Genomic DNA, 14,199 nt, shown 5'->3' with positions numbered 1-14,199 from the left:
TCGAGGTGGCCGTCGGACACAGCGTCGACCGATTGTGGGCGCACCACGACCGTGGGCTGCTCGACGAGCCTCTCACCCGCCTCGTCGAAGCCCACCGCGCACTCTCGAACGCGGAACGCGATGTGACCTTCTATCGGGTCCTCCTTCAGCGCCTGGCCTCGGGCGATCTGCCAGTCGATCAGCATTTGTTCGCGCGCATCGACCGGACCGTGTCGCAGCTCAAGGACGCCGTCGGCACACGGGATGCCCGCCAAGGCGATGCTCTTGCCGAACTCGAATCGCTGGAGGCCGCAGCCCCGGTGCGTGCCATGGCGGAGGGCAAGGACCTGATCGCGCACGAGTTCGCCGCACTTCTGGCCATCAGCCGGGGTGCCAAGGTCCATGAGCACCTGCAGACCGGGCGGACATCCGTGGTCACGGCCTCCGGCGTGCGTCTGACCCTTTCCGTTCTCCAGCGGCTGGAGGAGGCGGGGCTGGTCGCACGCGACACCTCCCACCCGCTTCACGCCGGACAGCCCATCTCCCTCACGGACGCCGGTCGTACGACGCTGACCGGCACAGGCCGCCCTCCCGCGGCGACACCAACGCCCGCACCCCGGGTCGGCTCCTGGCCGACAGCCTCCGGACGGTCGCGCTGACCGAACGAGCCCTCCCATCCCCTTTCCCGCACCGAAATGAGTGGAACAACGTAAATCGACAACAGGCCTGACTTCCGGCTCGACGGCTTCGAGCCCATTAACGAAGCCGTGGAAGAGGCGTTCTGGCACCACCTCGACTCGGACCGCGATTCGATGACCGCGCTGGCCTCCCACCACAGCCCCGACGGCCGATACAGCTTCCACGTCATCCACAACGGCGCCGTCACCTGGGGAATCCCCGGCGAACCCCAGCTCATCGCCCTGCGTATCAAACGGGATCACACGGCCCAGGTGTACAGCTTCGAGCATGCCGAGCTGCCGCTTCCGGCTATGGCCCAGTGCTGGCTCATCATGCGCGGCTGCCCGGCCGAGGCCATCGCTCTGCTACCCGGCATGGGAACCACCGCCGCCGACGCGGCCACCGTGGCCCTGCAGCAGCGACTCATCGGCGACGGAGACCACTACGCGCTGCTCGACAGCTACACCGACGACGGCTCGCACCAGACCGAAACCGTGGTGCTGCTGCGAGCCTTGGACGAACGAGTGCCGAAGCCCTTCCGGGTCCTGCTGGAGCAGGCCAATCTCGACAGCTTCATCCACACCCTGCGCGAGGGCGCGTTCGAGACCCACGAGGCCGCCGTCGACTGGATGGAAGACCGCTCCACCCCACTGCCATCTGCCGCACCGCCCACGGCGCGTACCCCCGTGCCGCCCGCCCTGCCGAGTACCCCGACGAGGGCCCCGGCCGGACACGCTGATTCCCGGAGGGCCGGGAATGTAGCAGCACATCCCCGGTCAGCCAAACCGGGGATTCTCCGGACCCTGGTAACTGGCCCACCACGCAGGAACGGGCCGCCCCTTCCCCCTTCCCGCCCTGGCTGCCCCATGCCCTAATGGAGAGGAGTTCGCCATGCCCGAAGAACTCGACGATGTGCTGGGCACCTTCGCCCGGCAGATCGAATCCCGCTTCCAGATGCCTCTGCACCAGCTGCGCCGTGCGGTGACGGCGGCACCGCAGGCGAACCCCGAAGCGACGGCCATGGCCCGGTGGTACGGGCTCCTCGAAGAAGCCCAAGAAGCCCTCTCCACCGCCGAGGACCACCTCCTCGCCGCCCTGGACCGCGCTCCCGCCGGCGAGCTCGAAGACCCGGTGATGGCACTCGCCGACCGCGTGAACACCTTGGTCGCCGTACGCGACGGCCGAGCCATGGTCGTCCGTCACCTCCTTGACGACAACGCCCCGGGCCGTCGCGCGCAGGGGGTCTGGCGCGGCGCCGCCCGCACGGGACCCGCCATCGTGACCACGCCCGTCGCCCGTACGGCCGCGCTGCCCGCCGTCCCGGTCAGGGGCGGCGGGCGATGAGCGCCTCGACGAAGCCGACCAGCCAGGACGCGCACCTCGAAGCGGTCTTCGGTACCCCGGTGGCCCGGCTCTACGTTGCCGCCGCGGCGGGGGCCGCAACACCCGCCGTCCACCGTGCCCTGGAGCTGCGCTCGTTCCTGGCCCTGGCCGAGGAACAGGTCGCCCGCGTTCGTGACCGCGTCCACCGCTACACCGCCCCGGGGGCGGACATAGGATCTCTGTCCGCCTCCGAGCTGAAGCTCGACTCCCAGTGGATGGACGCCGCCCTGTCCGCCCGTGATCAGTACGTCACGGCCCTGGGCGAACTCCTGCGCGCCATGTCCCCTGCGGGCACCGCTCGGGCCAGCCCGCCGAAGCTGGACCAGCCCAGGATCACCACCGACCCCACCCCGCCGATCCCCCCGGCCACAGCGGGTCCGGTGATCCCAAGCGCGAGAGGTCGCTGATTGCCCCACACCACCTCCCGGCAGATCACCGACCACATCGAATCCCTCTACGGCCGACCGCGCGCCGACCTCGAAGCGCACGCCGACTCCACGACCCACCCGAACATGCTGTCCGCCCTCCTGGCCTCCAATAGCGCCATCGAGTTCGCCGAGCGTGATCTCGACTTCCAGCTCCAGCGGCTGCGACAGCTGACCCACCCCGAGCGCGAGGTCGGCCGCCACGACGCCGGCCACATCTACGACTGCGCCCGCCGCATCGGTGAAGCCGTCGCCGTCCGCGACACCCAGGCCCGGCACATCACCGCAGTGCTTCAGAGCCTGCACCGCGCCCCCGCACCGCAGACCACACCCACCCCGGCCACCCCGCCGGTCCCGGCTGCCTCGACGGCCTCGTCCGCGCCAGCCCGCTGAACCCCTTCCCCACGTTCCAGGAGCACCCCTTTGGCTACCACCGGCCTGCCCGAATCCATATCGTCCGACCTGTCCCGCGTCACCCAGAGCCTGCAGATGCTGGCCCCACGGTGGACGGCCTGGGTGCTGATGACCCTGGCGGAGAAGCCGCTGCGCTACCGGGAGATCAGGAGCGCACTGCCCTGGCTCCCCGACAGCCAGCTCCATCCCAAGCTCGGCAAGCTCGCCGATGCCGGACTGGTCGAGCGAACCGAATTCGAGGCGCGGACCGTTCTGTACGGACTGTCCGTCCGCGGTCGAGAGCTGCTGCCGGTCCTGGGCGTGATGGCCACCTGGGGCGGCAAGCACCTGGAGAAGGACATGGTGCTGGACCCGGTATCCGGCAACCGCGTCCCCAAGGCGGTTCCCCGTGCCCAGGACATCGAGGACACGATCGCTCTCATCGCGCCTCGACAGGCCACCCCAATCCTGTGGGCGCTGCGCATCCGCGGAGTATCCAGCGCCAAGGCCCTGGCCGCCACCGCCATGCCCGAGCGGCACCTGACCAACGTCTACCCGCCGCTGAACCGACTGGCCGAGGACTTCCTCGTCACCAAGGACCGCCAGGGCAACGCCGAGCTCACCGCCGCCGGGCGGGACCTGGCTCCCGTCTACCAGGCCCTGTCCGCCTGGGCTGCCGGCCGCCCTCTGACACAGGCCACCCGCCACCCGGTATGGGCCCCGCAGGCCGCCCGGCCGCTGGCCAGCCCCGCCATGTGGGCCACCACGCAGCCGCGCACCCCGGCCGTGTCCACGACCCCGGTCCGTGCGGCGACGTGGAAGCCGGGAGATCTCTTCTCCCACACCACCCCCGCCCGCCCTGCCGGCGCAGCCCCGACCGCAGGACGTACCCGATGAACACGTCCCCCGACACCATCGCGCTCGCGCAGGCCGCGGCAGCCCTGTCCCACCCGGGTCTCGTCCGGATCGTCAGCGACATCGACGACCACGGCCCCCTGCCACGCCACCTCCTCAGCCGGACCCTCACCGGACTGTCCCGCCAGCAACTCCGCCACGCCACGGCAGCCGGGCGCGCATTGGGACTCCTGCGGACAGGGAAGCACGCCGGGAACCCGGCTTTCGTCCTCACATCCCCCGGAAGGGAACTCGCCGATGTCTACGACACGGCGGCACGCTGGGCACGTACACACCAGTACCCCTGTGACGTCAGCGACTTCGTCACCCGCGTGCAAGCCACCCTCGCCCTCCTCGGCAAGCCCAGCACCGACGTACCACCGGCACCGCGGGCCGCACTCGCCTCCTGGGTTCGCGACCACGGGGCGGCCCTGGCCTCGCAGCTGACCGGCACGAACCAGGACGAGATAGAGCTGGCCGCGTGAGCACTCCACCCTACGAGGGCGCCGTGCCTGCACTGGGGACCAGCGAAGTCGCCCGTGCCGTCGGCATGGACCCCAACGTCTGGGCCTTCAACGCGATGCAGAACGCCCCCGAGTACGTGCGGACAACGGTGGTGGCCGTGATGAATGCGGCCCTGGACGTCGATCGCATGCAGCGGCAGCTCCTCGCCGAGGCGGCTCGTGTCATTGAGGAACTGTCCAAGACTCTGACCGGCCAGGACGCCCCCCGTTGGAGTGAGGGCCTCCTCGGTGACCGCAGCACTCGCATCGAACACCTGGCGATCAAGCGCGGCTACCTCCTCCGCCAGCTCGACACCCACCTGGCCGTCTACCGCCAGGCCGCCGCCGAGCCGAGCCCCTCAGCCACACCGTCGACGGCCCTCAGCCCGACGGATCCGGCACACACCCCGCCGAAGGCGCGCACGCCGCGCCGCTGACCCCCGTCTGTTCTGCTCGCCACGGTGGGCGCCTCTTTGCGTGAAAGCGACGATGACCTCCGATCTCGTGATCGCCGGCCCCCGGCACGCCCTCCTCCCGCAGCTGTCCCTGCTGCGCCGCATCTACCTTCCCCGGTCCGCCGACGCCGGTGCCTTCGCGATGACCACGTACGGCATCCCGCTCATCGTGCTCGCCACCACCCGCTCCGCCACCCTCACCGGACTGGCCTTCGCGTTGGAGTGGATCCCCCGCCTCGCGGCGTTCTCCCTGGCCGGATCGACGGTCGACCGGCACGGCACCAAGCGGGTCTTCCGCCTCGCCTCCGTGCTGCGGGCCCTGGTGGTCCTGGCCGCGGCAGTCATCCTGCCCACCCAGGCCGGTGGCCTGGGGGCGACGATCACGGTGATGACTCTCGCTGCCCTCACCGGCGTGGCCACCGAGTTCAGTTACATCGCGGCCGAGACGGCCGGGGCAGCGGCCAGCAAGGACGCGGGGGAGCGGGCCCACCGGGTGCAGTCGGCCCTCCTAGGCATCGACCAGACCGCCACCCTCGCCGGGCCCGCAGCCGCCGGATTCCTTCTGCACTGGGTCGGCGTCACCGGCACCCTGATCGCCATCGCCGCCTGTTCACTCGTGGGCGCCGCCCTCGCCCCCTGGCATCGCGAGACCCGCCTCGTACCCGCCGCCGGGTCCGCGCTCACCGGACTGCGCACTGGATGGCAGACCCTTGCCTCCCTGCCGGCCCTCGCGTGGCTGATCGCCGGACTCACCGTCTCCAGCCTCGCCACCGGCATGCTCCAGGCCGCCGCCCCGATCATCATCGTCCAGCACCTCGGCTACTCCAGTGCCGCCGTCGGCGTGATCTGGTCTGCCGCCGCCGCAGCCTCCCTCATCGCGGTCGCCTGCTGCCGCTACGCCATCGAACGCGTCGGCCTGTGGCCCGCCGGAGCCGCCAGCGCGGTGGTCGCCGCGCTGGCCGGCCTCGCCGTCTCCCAGGTCGGGGCCTACACCCAGTTCCTCGTCCTGGCCGCCGTGTTGATGGCCGGCGAGGGCGGCATGACCGTCGTCCTGCGCACCCTGCGCTCCCACCTCATCCCCGAACGCGTCTTCGGCGCCACCCTCAGCATCACGATCTTGCTCATGCTCGTGCCGTTCCCTCTCGCCGGAGTCCTCGTCGCCCTCACCCCCGCAACAGCGCTCGGCCACGTCCTGACCGGCTGCGCCGCCCTCCAGGCCATAGGCCTCATCGCCGCCTTCTGGCGCCTGCGCCACGAACCCGCCATGCGTCACAGCGCCACCACCGACGCCGCACCCAGAACTCCCTGACCAGCCTCGCGCCCACCCTGCTCACCCTGACCCGGGAGACACCCACATGTTCGTGAGCCCCTCGGCCATCTCGGCGCTGAACGCCGACCAGGCGGCGGCAGCGGGAAGTCTCGTCCGCCTGCTGGCCGACGCTTTGACACGCTGTCCGCCGACGAGACCAACGGCCTTGCCCAGGCCCTTCTCGCACGGGACTCGCCGCCGACATCCAGAACTTGCTGCACGCCGTGTCGGTGTGGGCGGGTACTACGGGCCCCTCCCTCTACGACGGCCAGCTTCCCTTCGAACTCCAGGACACCCTCGGCCAGGCAGCCGCGGCCCTGACCCCGCTAGCTGTCATCGCCACCGAGATGACGTCCCCCGCGCCCAGCCGCACGCGAGACCCGACAGCTGCCCCCACCGCACCTCCCTGCATGCGCACAGCCCCTGCAGAAGGCACCGGCCGCCGCCGCTGACCCACGCCACGCCAACCGCGTGCCGCCCACCCCTGCCCTCTGGACTGCTCTTTGACCAACACCGCACCTGAACCGATCGAGGGCGACGTCTACGTCACCCCCCGATACCTGGCCGGCAGCTCCTGGAAGGCCGACGACGCCCTCCAGCCACTGTTCGAACTCGGCTGGGACCGCCGCCACGACGAGCTCGGCAACCTCTACGTCGCTTCCCCGAACCGCGAGATCCGACTCGGATTCCTCCCCGAAGGCGACGACGACGGCCTCTGGCGCATCACTGCCTACCGCGACCCCTTCGCCGCTCCCGCCTGGGGCGTGTGCTTCAACGACATGACCCCCACCGAACTGGTCACCGCCTTCACCACCACCCTTGCCGCCGCGTACACCCACGGCCCCGACGCCTACCTGCACGGGGACGAGGGCCAGGAGCGCTTCGACGCCGTGGTCCCGCTCATGAAGGAAGGCTGGAAGCTCCAACACCCCCGCTGGGGCGCCGTGGAACTCCGGAGCACCGATGGCCTGGCCGGCCTGGAGTACGCCACCGGCCGGCTCGACGAGACGAAGGAACTGACCACCCTGGAGGCGCGCTGGTACATGTGGGGCGGCCCGAAGGGACCTCGCTGGTACGCCACCGCCTCCACCGGCACTCCGCTTCACCTGGTCGCCGCGATCACCACCGCCCTGGCCGACCCCACCCCCGTCCCCCGCTGGCAGGAAGGGATCCTCTCCTCCCTGCGCCCGCACATCCAGCTCACCCCCGTCGTCCCAGCCCCGCCGCCCGCCCCCACTCCGCTCGACGTGCACCGCCGCGTGGGCGCCCGGCCGCGTCCGGCGCTCACCACCACCAGCGTGCCGCGCTGGAGCACCAGCTCCCGCCCGGCTCCCGCCCGCCGCTGACCACGGTCCGGAGCCCCCCTGCCCCTCCACGCTTCGGAGTTCTTCGCCGAGCTCCAGCCGCCCTTCCCCTTCGGCGTAGTCGTCGGGAACACCTACTACGGAGCGTTCGAAGCCGACTCCCCGGCGCGGATCCGCATCGACTTCCAGGAGACGATCCGCCACCGCGAGTACGACGGCCTGCGCCTGACGGCCCGCCACCGCGATCAGGCAGTCGTGGACACCGCCATCTTGACCTTTGCCGACCACGGCACCTTCGCCCGCCGTGACAACGACCGCGGCACGGGCCCCGGATGGGACGGCTACGGCCGCATCCGCGACTGGCACGCCGACGGACCCCCGCCCTGGACCGGCGCCGACGTGACCGCACTCCGGCACGCCATCGAGCAATACGCCCAGCTCTGGCGCCCAGTCCCGCCACCCATGCCCGCCCGGCGAGCGCTGCCGAGCCGCCCCCTCACCCAGCCCAGCCGCTCCCACTGACGGCCGACCTGCGAGACCACCCCCGCACCACCCTCATGATCAAGGAGACCGCTCTCTCTATGCGCCCCAGCACCACCGACCGGCTCGCGCCCGCAGCCGTCGGAGTCGCAGCCGCAGTCGTGGCAGGAATCCTGCTCACTGCCCCGACCGCCTGGGCCGAAGCCCTCGATCCCCAGCCCGGAACGGTCGAGATCACCAAGAAGGACGCGGGCGGAGCCTTCCTCACGGGCACGGAGTTCTCCCTGCTCGCACCCTCAACGGGACCAAGGCCCTGAGAGGCAAGACCAACGCGGAAGGCATCCTGCGGTTCGAAGTCGTCGCCCCAGGGGTCTGGCGGCTCAAGGAGACCGCCACCGGCAGCCTGATCCACGACCTGGCCCCGGACCAGGACGTCTTCATCACGCCCGGTCAGACGGTGAAGCTCACCATCGTCGACCCCTTCAAGCCCGCCGACCTGACGGTCACCAAGACCGACAAGACCAGCGGCAAGCCGCTTGCCGGCGCCGTCATCAACATCACCCCACCGACGGCAAGCCCGTCACCCTGACCACGGGCAAGGACGGCACCGCCACCGTCAAGCTCCCGGTCACCACCCGCGCAGGCACCCTCTACACCGCCACCGAGCCCCGGGCCCCGACGGCTACCAGCTGGACTCCACCCCAGTGAAGATCACCGCCAGGCCCGGCACCCCGGTCACCGCTGCCTTCACCAACACCAAGAAGGCGCAGCCGACCCAGCCGCCCACCACACCGACGCCGAACCCGACGACCCCCACCACGCCAGCGACCCCGTCGGGCGGCACGCCGACCCCGAGCACGCCGGAGACCTCCCAGCTCCCCGTTTCCGCCACCCCGGTGCTGGCGCAGATCACCTCCAGCACCCCCTCGCCCGCTCCCACGGGCTCCCTCGCCCAGACCGGCGCGGATTCCACCGGATGGCTGCTGGCCAGAGCCGGTGTACTCCTCGCCGTAGGCGGCTGCGCACTGTTCGCCGTACGCCGGCGCCGAAACACGGCCGAGGACGACCAGCCCACCAGCTGACCGGAAGCCCATAACCGAACCTGGACCCCAGCAGGCCCCAGGAGCCCGAGCAACACGGGTTCCTGGGGCCTGTATGCGTCAACGCGGCGTTCGGCGGCGGGGCGTTTACGGCGCAGTCAGGACCGACATGCGCGCCCACCTTCGGCAGGCCACGTCTCCGTGAAATGCCCTCGCGTGCACGGCGGGGTCCTCAGGAGGGACACTGCCCCCCTGCGGCCGTCCTTCAGCCGGCTGCGGCCGGGTCCGTTAGAGTCCTGCGATGACCACTGCTCCAAACCTGCGAACCAAGACGAGAAAGCCCGCTGATGCCGCCTTCTGGCTGGCGTATGAGATGCGGGTCGCCGCGCTCGTCCAGGCCCTGGATGCCAATGCCTCCATCACACACAACGAGTCGCGGATAGGCGAGCTGAGCGGCGTCCCCCGCCAGATCGACGCGCTGGCAGTGGGCTCGATCGCCGGCCAGACGCTCCACGTCGTCTTCGAAGCCAAGTGCTATGGCCGCCGCGTCTCGATCGGAACGGTCGATGAGTTCATCGGCAAATTGCTCGATCTGGGCGCAGAGCGGGGCATCCTCTACGCGGCCGGCGGCTTCACCGAAGGAGCGGTGAGGCGGGCGGAACGTGCTCTGAACCCGCGGGTCGGGCTGGAGCACCTGGCCCCGCCGGTTCCTGACGGTGCTGAGCCCGAGGTGCCCTTTTGCGGGCCGGACCCCCGCTTCGACCGCCGCCCTCCGACCGCCCACGAGTACGCCCGACTCGAGTCACGCCGGTACGAGGACTCGCTGGACCGACTGGTCAGGGAATCAGCGATCGGGCGGGAAGAGCCGTACGAGCCTTCGGTGCCCACCACCACGAGCTACAGGACCTTCCTGCTTGGCCAGGCATTCCTCTACCAGCCGTAGCCAAGAGTCGTACACCTCTCCGCCCCCTCCTCCCACCCTCTGGGAGAAGGGGGCGGCGTGCTGTACGGCTTCGGTAGGGCGCTGCCCTTCACGGAGGTGCGACAATGACTGACGAACCCCTCGAACGTTGGGCCGCCCGCCGTCAAGGGCGCCTGCGCAAGCCCGGCGAACTGAAGGTCATCACCCTCGGCGTCAGCCCGCACCGCGTCTCCCACGTCGGCCCCGACCCCGCGCATGATCTTGGATTGGGACGGATTCGCCTGGCAGCCGATCATGACCGTGGAGAACTATGCTGCGGCCCGCGTCGTCCTCTATCCGCCACCCGAACGCGCGCCCGCCGACCAGGCCGAGGCGACCGGCCCGGTCGTGGGACGTAACCCTCTGGCTCCGGGTGCTGGGCGCAACCGCAAGCCCAGGCCTTGAAGCCGCCGGTTCCCGGCCGCCGTCGATCCCGGGTAGAGGCAGCTCCAGTATGAGGAGAGTACGGGCGCCCACCGACTGGCTGCTCCCGCGTGAAGGCTGATCGTAGGCGACCCGTCGGCGCCATCGTCAGGTCAGCCAGCGAGGTTGGCGTTCGGCGGACCAGGGATGGGCGCGGAGAACCTCTGTCGAGTCTCGTAACTCGGTGGCATCTTTGCGATGACCGGTTGCTTATCGGTCTATCTCACGTGGTGGCCAGGCGCTCTTGTCTCTGGATGGGCGGCAATATTTCATGCCCACCTAGGGAGTCTGTTGGGCCGGGCTACGATCGGATGGCGGGCAGCGGCCCAGACTTCTCGAACTAGAGGCCTGTTCCTTCAGCTCATGGCCTTCAACTCGGAGAGGCATTTCGGGCGCACCGAACGAGACGACCTCTTAGGGGGCAACAGCGAGATGTGCCATGGCCCCTCTTTCGAATTTCTCGAGAGACTCGTAGAAGTTCTCGCGTATTGCGGTGAGGTCGGCCACTGCCGTACGGCGTGACTCTGGCCTACTGGCGTCTTCCAAAAGGTCACGAATATGGGCCGGGGATAGCCCCGCGACGGCCCGAAGAGCAGCTGCGGCATCGGCGTAGACCCGCTCGGGAACAGATCCACCGCTAGTGGCCGCTTGGGCTAGGACGCCCAGGTTGTATTGCGCCCAACTTGCTGGGAGATCAGCGATGTAGCCGGGAGTGGGTTGTGTTCTGGCCTCATCCAGTGCTCGCCAGGCGATCCATCCTGGACCGTAGATTTTGGCGTGGCGAGCTAGAGCGTCACAGCCATCACGGACGGCGACGGCGTGCTCGATCATGTCATCGGGGCCCTCGCGCAGAACTGCAGCCATAGCCATTTTAAAGATCCGCTGGTCCGCGACTAGTTGTTCAGACAGATGCTCAGCATTGCGACTGTTAGCGCCCTGGGTGTGATCACAGAAGGGAAGGGCCGCTGCAGTGAGTGCCTGCCAAGTTGAGCGGAGGCTGGCGCGCCGGGCTTGGGCCTGAGCCACCCTCTCCAGACCTGCGATGATCTCGGTCACCTCACCGACAGGCAAAAGGCGCCCGGTTTGCGAAGTCTGCGCGAGTTTCCAGTCCTCTAGTTCTTGGACAGAGTAAACGGATTCGTGCTGATCGACCGGCGGGTGATGCTTGCCGCAGAGCAGCAGAAGGTTTTCGAAGCTGTCTAGTAGGGCCTCATCGTAATCCGCTTCATGTCGGGGCCCGTTGAGCTTCTCTGAGCGAATGTGAGCGACTTGCGCAACCACGGTCAGGCGCCCTCGATCCTTGAACACCAGCGGTTCGAGGCACTCAGGGTAGGCGCAGCGCGAAGCCGAGCCGAACAGTAACTTGATCGTCTTTTCCGAGTAGCTGCGCCCCATGAGTACAGGCTAGACGAATCTCCTGCTTCGGGATCAAGCTTTATGGCGCCTACCCCTCCGCCGGATCCGGCAAGCTGCGTCACGTGATCTGGGGTGGCACCGCCTGGGGCTAGGACTTGATCAGCGAGTCTCAGCATCACCGCACAAGTGCTGATGGTGTGCAGATGCCTCGGAGGCCATGGACGGGATCTGAGATCCCTCAACCTCGCGAAGAGACAGTCCGCCCACGGCAGACAGGAAAGAACCCCAAAGGACTGGTGCAACGCTGAAACCGATGTCAACGTAGACACCTTCCCAAGAAACCCCAGGTCAGAGAGGTGTCTGCCCTTGACTGTGGACACAACGCAACCCGGATTCTCCACGACGGTCGAGGCCCTTCGGCTGCGATCCTGGTGCCTCGGCCCCGGACAGTCTGCCAGGGTTATCGACCAGTTCACCGACAAGGACTTCAAGCTCGTCGTGGATGACCGGGCAGACGTGCACGTCAACTCCCGCGACGGCCGCTTCTATCTCGGATGGTTCCCCACCGGGCGTCCCGGAACTGAAGACGACGGCTGGGTGCTGGCCGTCACGGGTACGGCCACAACCCCCGGGTATCGCATCACCTTCGACACAGAGACCCCCGCCCAGCTCGTAGCCGCCGTGGTGGCCGAGGTCATCGCCACCTCTGCGCCCGTACGCTCGCCCTGAACCCTTCCCGCCTGCACCGGGGCGCCGCGTCGTCCCCGCACGCGACCCGATGACGATCAAGGAGAACACCTTGGACCCGGAACTCACCGTCGGCGAAATCGTCGACCGTCTCTCTGCTCTCGACCGCGACGCCGTCCTGCGGTTCGCCATCAACCCGCTCTTCCCTCTGGAGCACACGGTGGGCGTCATCGTCGCCACCGTGAACCCTCAGGGCCGACCCGTGGTCTACCTGGCCGAACGCGGAGAGCAGCTCGGCCCCCTGCCCAAGCAAGTAGCAGTTGACCTGGGCTGGCAAGAGCCGGTCGATGCCCCACTCCGGCGCCGCCAACCTGCTGCCGGCGACCAGTGACCCGTTCCCGTACTGCCTGGAGGCGCCCCTGAATCCCCGCTCTTCCCGCTACCCGTCCGCCCCCGACCCCGGCCCGTTCTACTGGGTCACTCCCCGCCACCTCGCCGGCGATGACGGTGTCCTCGCCGACCGGATCTGCGACACGCTCGCCGAGACGGGCTGGACGAGCTGGACGACCGCCCGCAGCACGATGCTCTTCCTGAGCCCGAACGGGCTATGCGGCGCCGAGTGGATCCGCACCGACCACGCCTTCCTGCTGGGCGAGCTGCCTATGGCCTGGCAGATCTCCGCCCGCCCCCACCGCGACAGCGCTCTGCCCGAGTGGAACGCGTACTTCACCCCGGGCACCCCGCACGAGGCCGTCGCGGACTTCCTCCTTGCCGTCGAGGCCCGCACCGATCCCGCCGTCAACTACAGCGGCGCCGATGCCGTGATGTCGGCGTTGACGGCCTTGGGTTGGCTCCGCGACTTCGACCACCCGGAGACCACCGCCTGGGACGCGGGGATGTCGGCGGGCTTCACCTGGGGACCGTTGCCGGCGGGGATCCAGGACGGAGACCCGCGCCCGGACCTTACGGGCTGGCAGGCGTGGGTCGAACCGGTCCTCGGCGCTCCCTACCTCTGGTGTGCGACCTTCAGCGCCAGCACCCCTCACGACCTGGTCGCAGCCTTTGCCGCCTCGGTCGCTTCACCCGCCCCGGTGCGGCGCCGCATCCTGCCGGAACTCGCCGCGGGACGTCTCACCTTCAGTATCTCTGGCTGAATCTGCCGGCCTGCACCCTGCACCCTGCACCCTGCACCGCACGGGATGCCGGCTGTCCTCCTCCAGCCGACGGCATTCCCGTCGGCATGTCCACTTCTCTGGCCGCCAAGAGGCCCCCTCTGGTGTGATGCTCGGGAGCGACGAGCCCTTGACGGTATACGCCACACACTCCTGCGACCTCGCGCAGATCGGCGACGGTACAGCCCACCAGACCTGCCAGAGCTGTTCGCGGGCCCTCCTAGTGCTGACGACTTCGTCCCACCCCGGCGAGCCTGAGGACCGCCCCGCAGCCGGTGCGGGGCTGCGGCCAGCGCTACGGGTGCTGCTCTGGGCGGGGTCCTGCTCGCGGCCACGGGCCGCTCCGAGCGCTGGCCCGGCGGGACTGCCGTACGCGAGCCGTCCGATGCACCGCGGTTCGTCCAGCGCGCCGCCTGGACAGGGACGCTGGCCTTTGTCCCGTGCGCGGCGATGAAGCTGGTCTGGGCGTCGGCGGCGCGTTCGCGGGGATCACGGGCGAGGAGATGCTTGAGGGGCGCTCCGCTCTGGGTGAAGGGGCGTGACCCGAACGTGGTGTGGTCGGGCCCATACATCCGTCGATGTCCTCGGGGCGCAGCGGCCGACCGAGGAACAGTCGATCGACGGGGTCGCACTGCGATGGCGGTGCGTCCCACCCTTGACCGCGGCCTCTGTTCCGAAGGCTGCCAGCTTCGATACGACCGTTACACCCTGGCTCGACAGCCGCTACGCCGCTCGGCCGAACTTCCCACTCGGCACC

Annotated in this window: 19 protein-coding genes and 1 pseudogene; 19 read left to right on the top strand and 1 reads right to left on the bottom strand. The window is 69.4% G+C overall.

Features of this window, described 5'->3' with window-relative positions:
- The first annotated feature begins 5 nt into the window (after positions 1-5).
- The 16 genes and pseudogenes from IE248_RS30235 (at position 6) to IE248_RS38615 (ending at position 10,209) form a co-directional block, all read left to right on the top strand.
- Entirely contained in the window at positions 6-638 is a 633-nt protein-coding gene (locus IE248_RS30235; protein ID WP_229895623.1) for a hypothetical protein, read from the top strand.
- Positions 639-746: 108 nt separating this feature from the next.
- Positions 747-1,532: a hypothetical protein gene (locus IE248_RS30230; protein WP_190032244.1), complete on the top strand. Its 786-nt coding sequence runs from the start codon at positions 747-749 to the stop codon at positions 1,530-1,532.
- Positions 1,533-1,548: 16 nt separating this feature from the next.
- Positions 1,549-2,001 (top strand): hypothetical protein, encoded by a 453-nt coding sequence (locus IE248_RS30225; protein WP_190032243.1) that lies wholly within the window; start codon positions 1,549-1,551, stop codon positions 1,999-2,001.
- Positions 1,998-2,447, top strand: a complete 450-nt coding sequence (locus IE248_RS30220; protein WP_229895622.1) for a malonyl-ACP O-methyltransferase BioC — start codon at positions 1,998-2,000, stop codon at positions 2,445-2,447. Before IE248_RS30225 ends, IE248_RS30220 begins: the two co-directional genes overlap by 4 nt.
- Entirely contained in the window at positions 2,448-2,858 is a 411-nt protein-coding gene (locus IE248_RS30215) for a hypothetical protein (protein ID WP_190032242.1), read from the top strand.
- Between the two features lie 30 nt (positions 2,859-2,888).
- Entirely contained in the window at positions 2,889-3,755 is an 867-nt protein-coding gene (locus IE248_RS30210; RefSeq protein WP_190032241.1) for a winged helix-turn-helix transcriptional regulator, read from the top strand.
- Positions 3,752-4,237, top strand: a complete 486-nt coding sequence (locus IE248_RS30205) for a regulator (protein ID WP_190032240.1) — start codon at positions 3,752-3,754, stop codon at positions 4,235-4,237. The genes IE248_RS30210 and IE248_RS30205 overlap by 4 nt, the downstream gene beginning before the upstream one ends.
- Positions 4,234-4,692, top strand: a complete 459-nt coding sequence (locus IE248_RS30200) for a hypothetical protein (RefSeq protein ID WP_190032239.1) — start codon at positions 4,234-4,236, stop codon at positions 4,690-4,692. Before IE248_RS30205 ends, IE248_RS30200 begins: the two co-directional genes overlap by 4 nt.
- 52 nt (positions 4,693-4,744) lie before the next feature.
- The gene (locus tag IE248_RS30195) at positions 4,745-6,019 is read left to right on the top strand and encodes an MFS transporter (protein WP_190032238.1); all 1,275 of its coding nucleotides are present in this window, start codon (positions 4,745-4,747) and stop codon (positions 6,017-6,019) included.
- A gap of 503 nt (positions 6,020-6,522) precedes the next feature.
- The gene (locus IE248_RS30190) at positions 6,523-7,365 is read left to right on the top strand and encodes an SPDY domain-containing protein (protein ID WP_190032237.1); all 843 of its coding nucleotides are present in this window, start codon (positions 6,523-6,525) and stop codon (positions 7,363-7,365) included.
- 228 nt (positions 7,366-7,593) lie between these two features.
- Positions 7,594-7,845 (top strand): hypothetical protein, encoded by a 252-nt coding sequence (locus tag IE248_RS37730; protein WP_229895621.1) that lies wholly within the window; start codon positions 7,594-7,596, stop codon positions 7,843-7,845.
- Positions 7,846-7,904: 59 nt separating this feature from the next.
- Positions 7,905-8,120, top strand: a complete 216-nt coding sequence (locus tag IE248_RS37725; protein ID WP_229895620.1) for a hypothetical protein — start codon at positions 7,905-7,907, stop codon at positions 8,118-8,120.
- 140 nt (positions 8,121-8,260) lie between these two features.
- Positions 8,261-8,392, top strand: a complete 132-nt coding sequence (locus tag IE248_RS38295; protein ID WP_268254109.1) for a hypothetical protein — start codon at positions 8,261-8,263, stop codon at positions 8,390-8,392.
- A gap of 115 nt (positions 8,393-8,507) precedes the next feature.
- Positions 8,508-8,885: an LPXTG cell wall anchor domain-containing protein gene (locus tag IE248_RS37720; RefSeq protein WP_229895619.1), complete on the top strand. Its 378-nt coding sequence runs from the start codon at positions 8,508-8,510 to the stop codon at positions 8,883-8,885.
- 259 nt (positions 8,886-9,144) lie between these two features.
- Entirely contained in the window at positions 9,145-9,786 is a 642-nt protein-coding gene (locus IE248_RS30175; protein ID WP_190032236.1) for a restriction endonuclease, read from the top strand.
- 104 nt (positions 9,787-9,890) lie between these two features.
- Positions 9,891-10,209, top strand: a pseudogene (locus tag IE248_RS38615) (DUF6087 family protein).
- 432 nt (positions 10,210-10,641) lie between these two features.
- Here IE248_RS38615 and IE248_RS30170 read toward each other — a convergent pair.
- Positions 10,642-11,622, bottom strand: a complete 981-nt coding sequence (locus tag IE248_RS30170) for an HNH endonuclease signature motif containing protein (RefSeq protein WP_190032235.1) — start codon at positions 11,620-11,622, stop codon at positions 10,642-10,644.
- Between the two features lie 327 nt (positions 11,623-11,949).
- On the opposite strand from IE248_RS30170, the gene IE248_RS30165 reads away from it, so the two are divergent.
- Genes IE248_RS30165 through IE248_RS30155 form a run of 3 tightly spaced genes read left to right on the top strand, consistent with a single transcriptional unit; the run spans position 11,950 to position 13,424 of the window.
- Positions 11,950-12,312 (top strand): SPDY domain-containing protein, encoded by a 363-nt coding sequence (locus IE248_RS30165; RefSeq protein ID WP_229895618.1) that lies wholly within the window; start codon positions 11,950-11,952, stop codon positions 12,310-12,312.
- A gap of 49 nt (positions 12,313-12,361) precedes the next feature.
- Entirely contained in the window at positions 12,362-12,661 is a 300-nt protein-coding gene (locus IE248_RS30160; RefSeq protein WP_190032234.1) for a hypothetical protein, read from the top strand.
- 16 nt (positions 12,662-12,677) lie between these two features.
- A complete protein-coding gene (locus IE248_RS30155) occupies positions 12,678-13,424 on the top strand; it encodes an SPDY domain-containing protein (protein WP_373301672.1) in 747 nt (248 codons plus the stop codon).
- Positions 13,425-14,199: the final 775 nt, after the last annotated feature.

Origin of the sequence: Streptomyces goshikiensis (genome assembly GCF_014650555.1) — a bacterium.
Lineage (GTDB): Bacteria > Actinomycetota > Actinomycetes > Streptomycetales > Streptomycetaceae > Streptomyces > Streptomyces goshikiensis.
Note: the sequence above shows the minus strand (reverse complement) of the source record. Positions and strands in the feature narration are given on the sequence as shown.

Excerpts from the sequence above, each read along its gene's own strand:
- IE248_RS30170 (WP_190032235.1), bottom strand. The coding sequence starts at position 11,622 with ATGGGGCGCAGCTACTCGGAAAAGACGATCAAGTTACTGTTCGGCTCG.
- IE248_RS30225 (WP_190032243.1), top strand. The coding sequence starts at position 1,549 with ATGCCCGAAGAACTCGACGATGTGCTGGGCACCTTCGCCCGGCAGATC.
- IE248_RS30195 (WP_190032238.1), top strand. The coding sequence starts at position 4,745 with ATGACCTCCGATCTCGTGATCGCCGGCCCCCGGCACGCCCTCCTCCCG.
- IE248_RS37725 (WP_229895620.1), top strand. The coding sequence starts at position 7,905 with ATGCGCCCCAGCACCACCGACCGGCTCGCGCCCGCAGCCGTCGGAGTC.
- IE248_RS30175 (WP_190032236.1), top strand. The coding sequence starts at position 9,145 with ATGACCACTGCTCCAAACCTGCGAACCAAGACGAGAAAGCCCGCTGAT.
- IE248_RS30205 (WP_190032240.1), top strand. The coding sequence starts at position 3,752 with ATGAACACGTCCCCCGACACCATCGCGCTCGCGCAGGCCGCGGCAGCC.
- IE248_RS30220 (WP_229895622.1), top strand. The coding sequence starts at position 1,998 with ATGAGCGCCTCGACGAAGCCGACCAGCCAGGACGCGCACCTCGAAGCG.
- IE248_RS30160 (WP_190032234.1), top strand. The coding sequence starts at position 12,362 with ATGACGATCAAGGAGAACACCTTGGACCCGGAACTCACCGTCGGCGAA.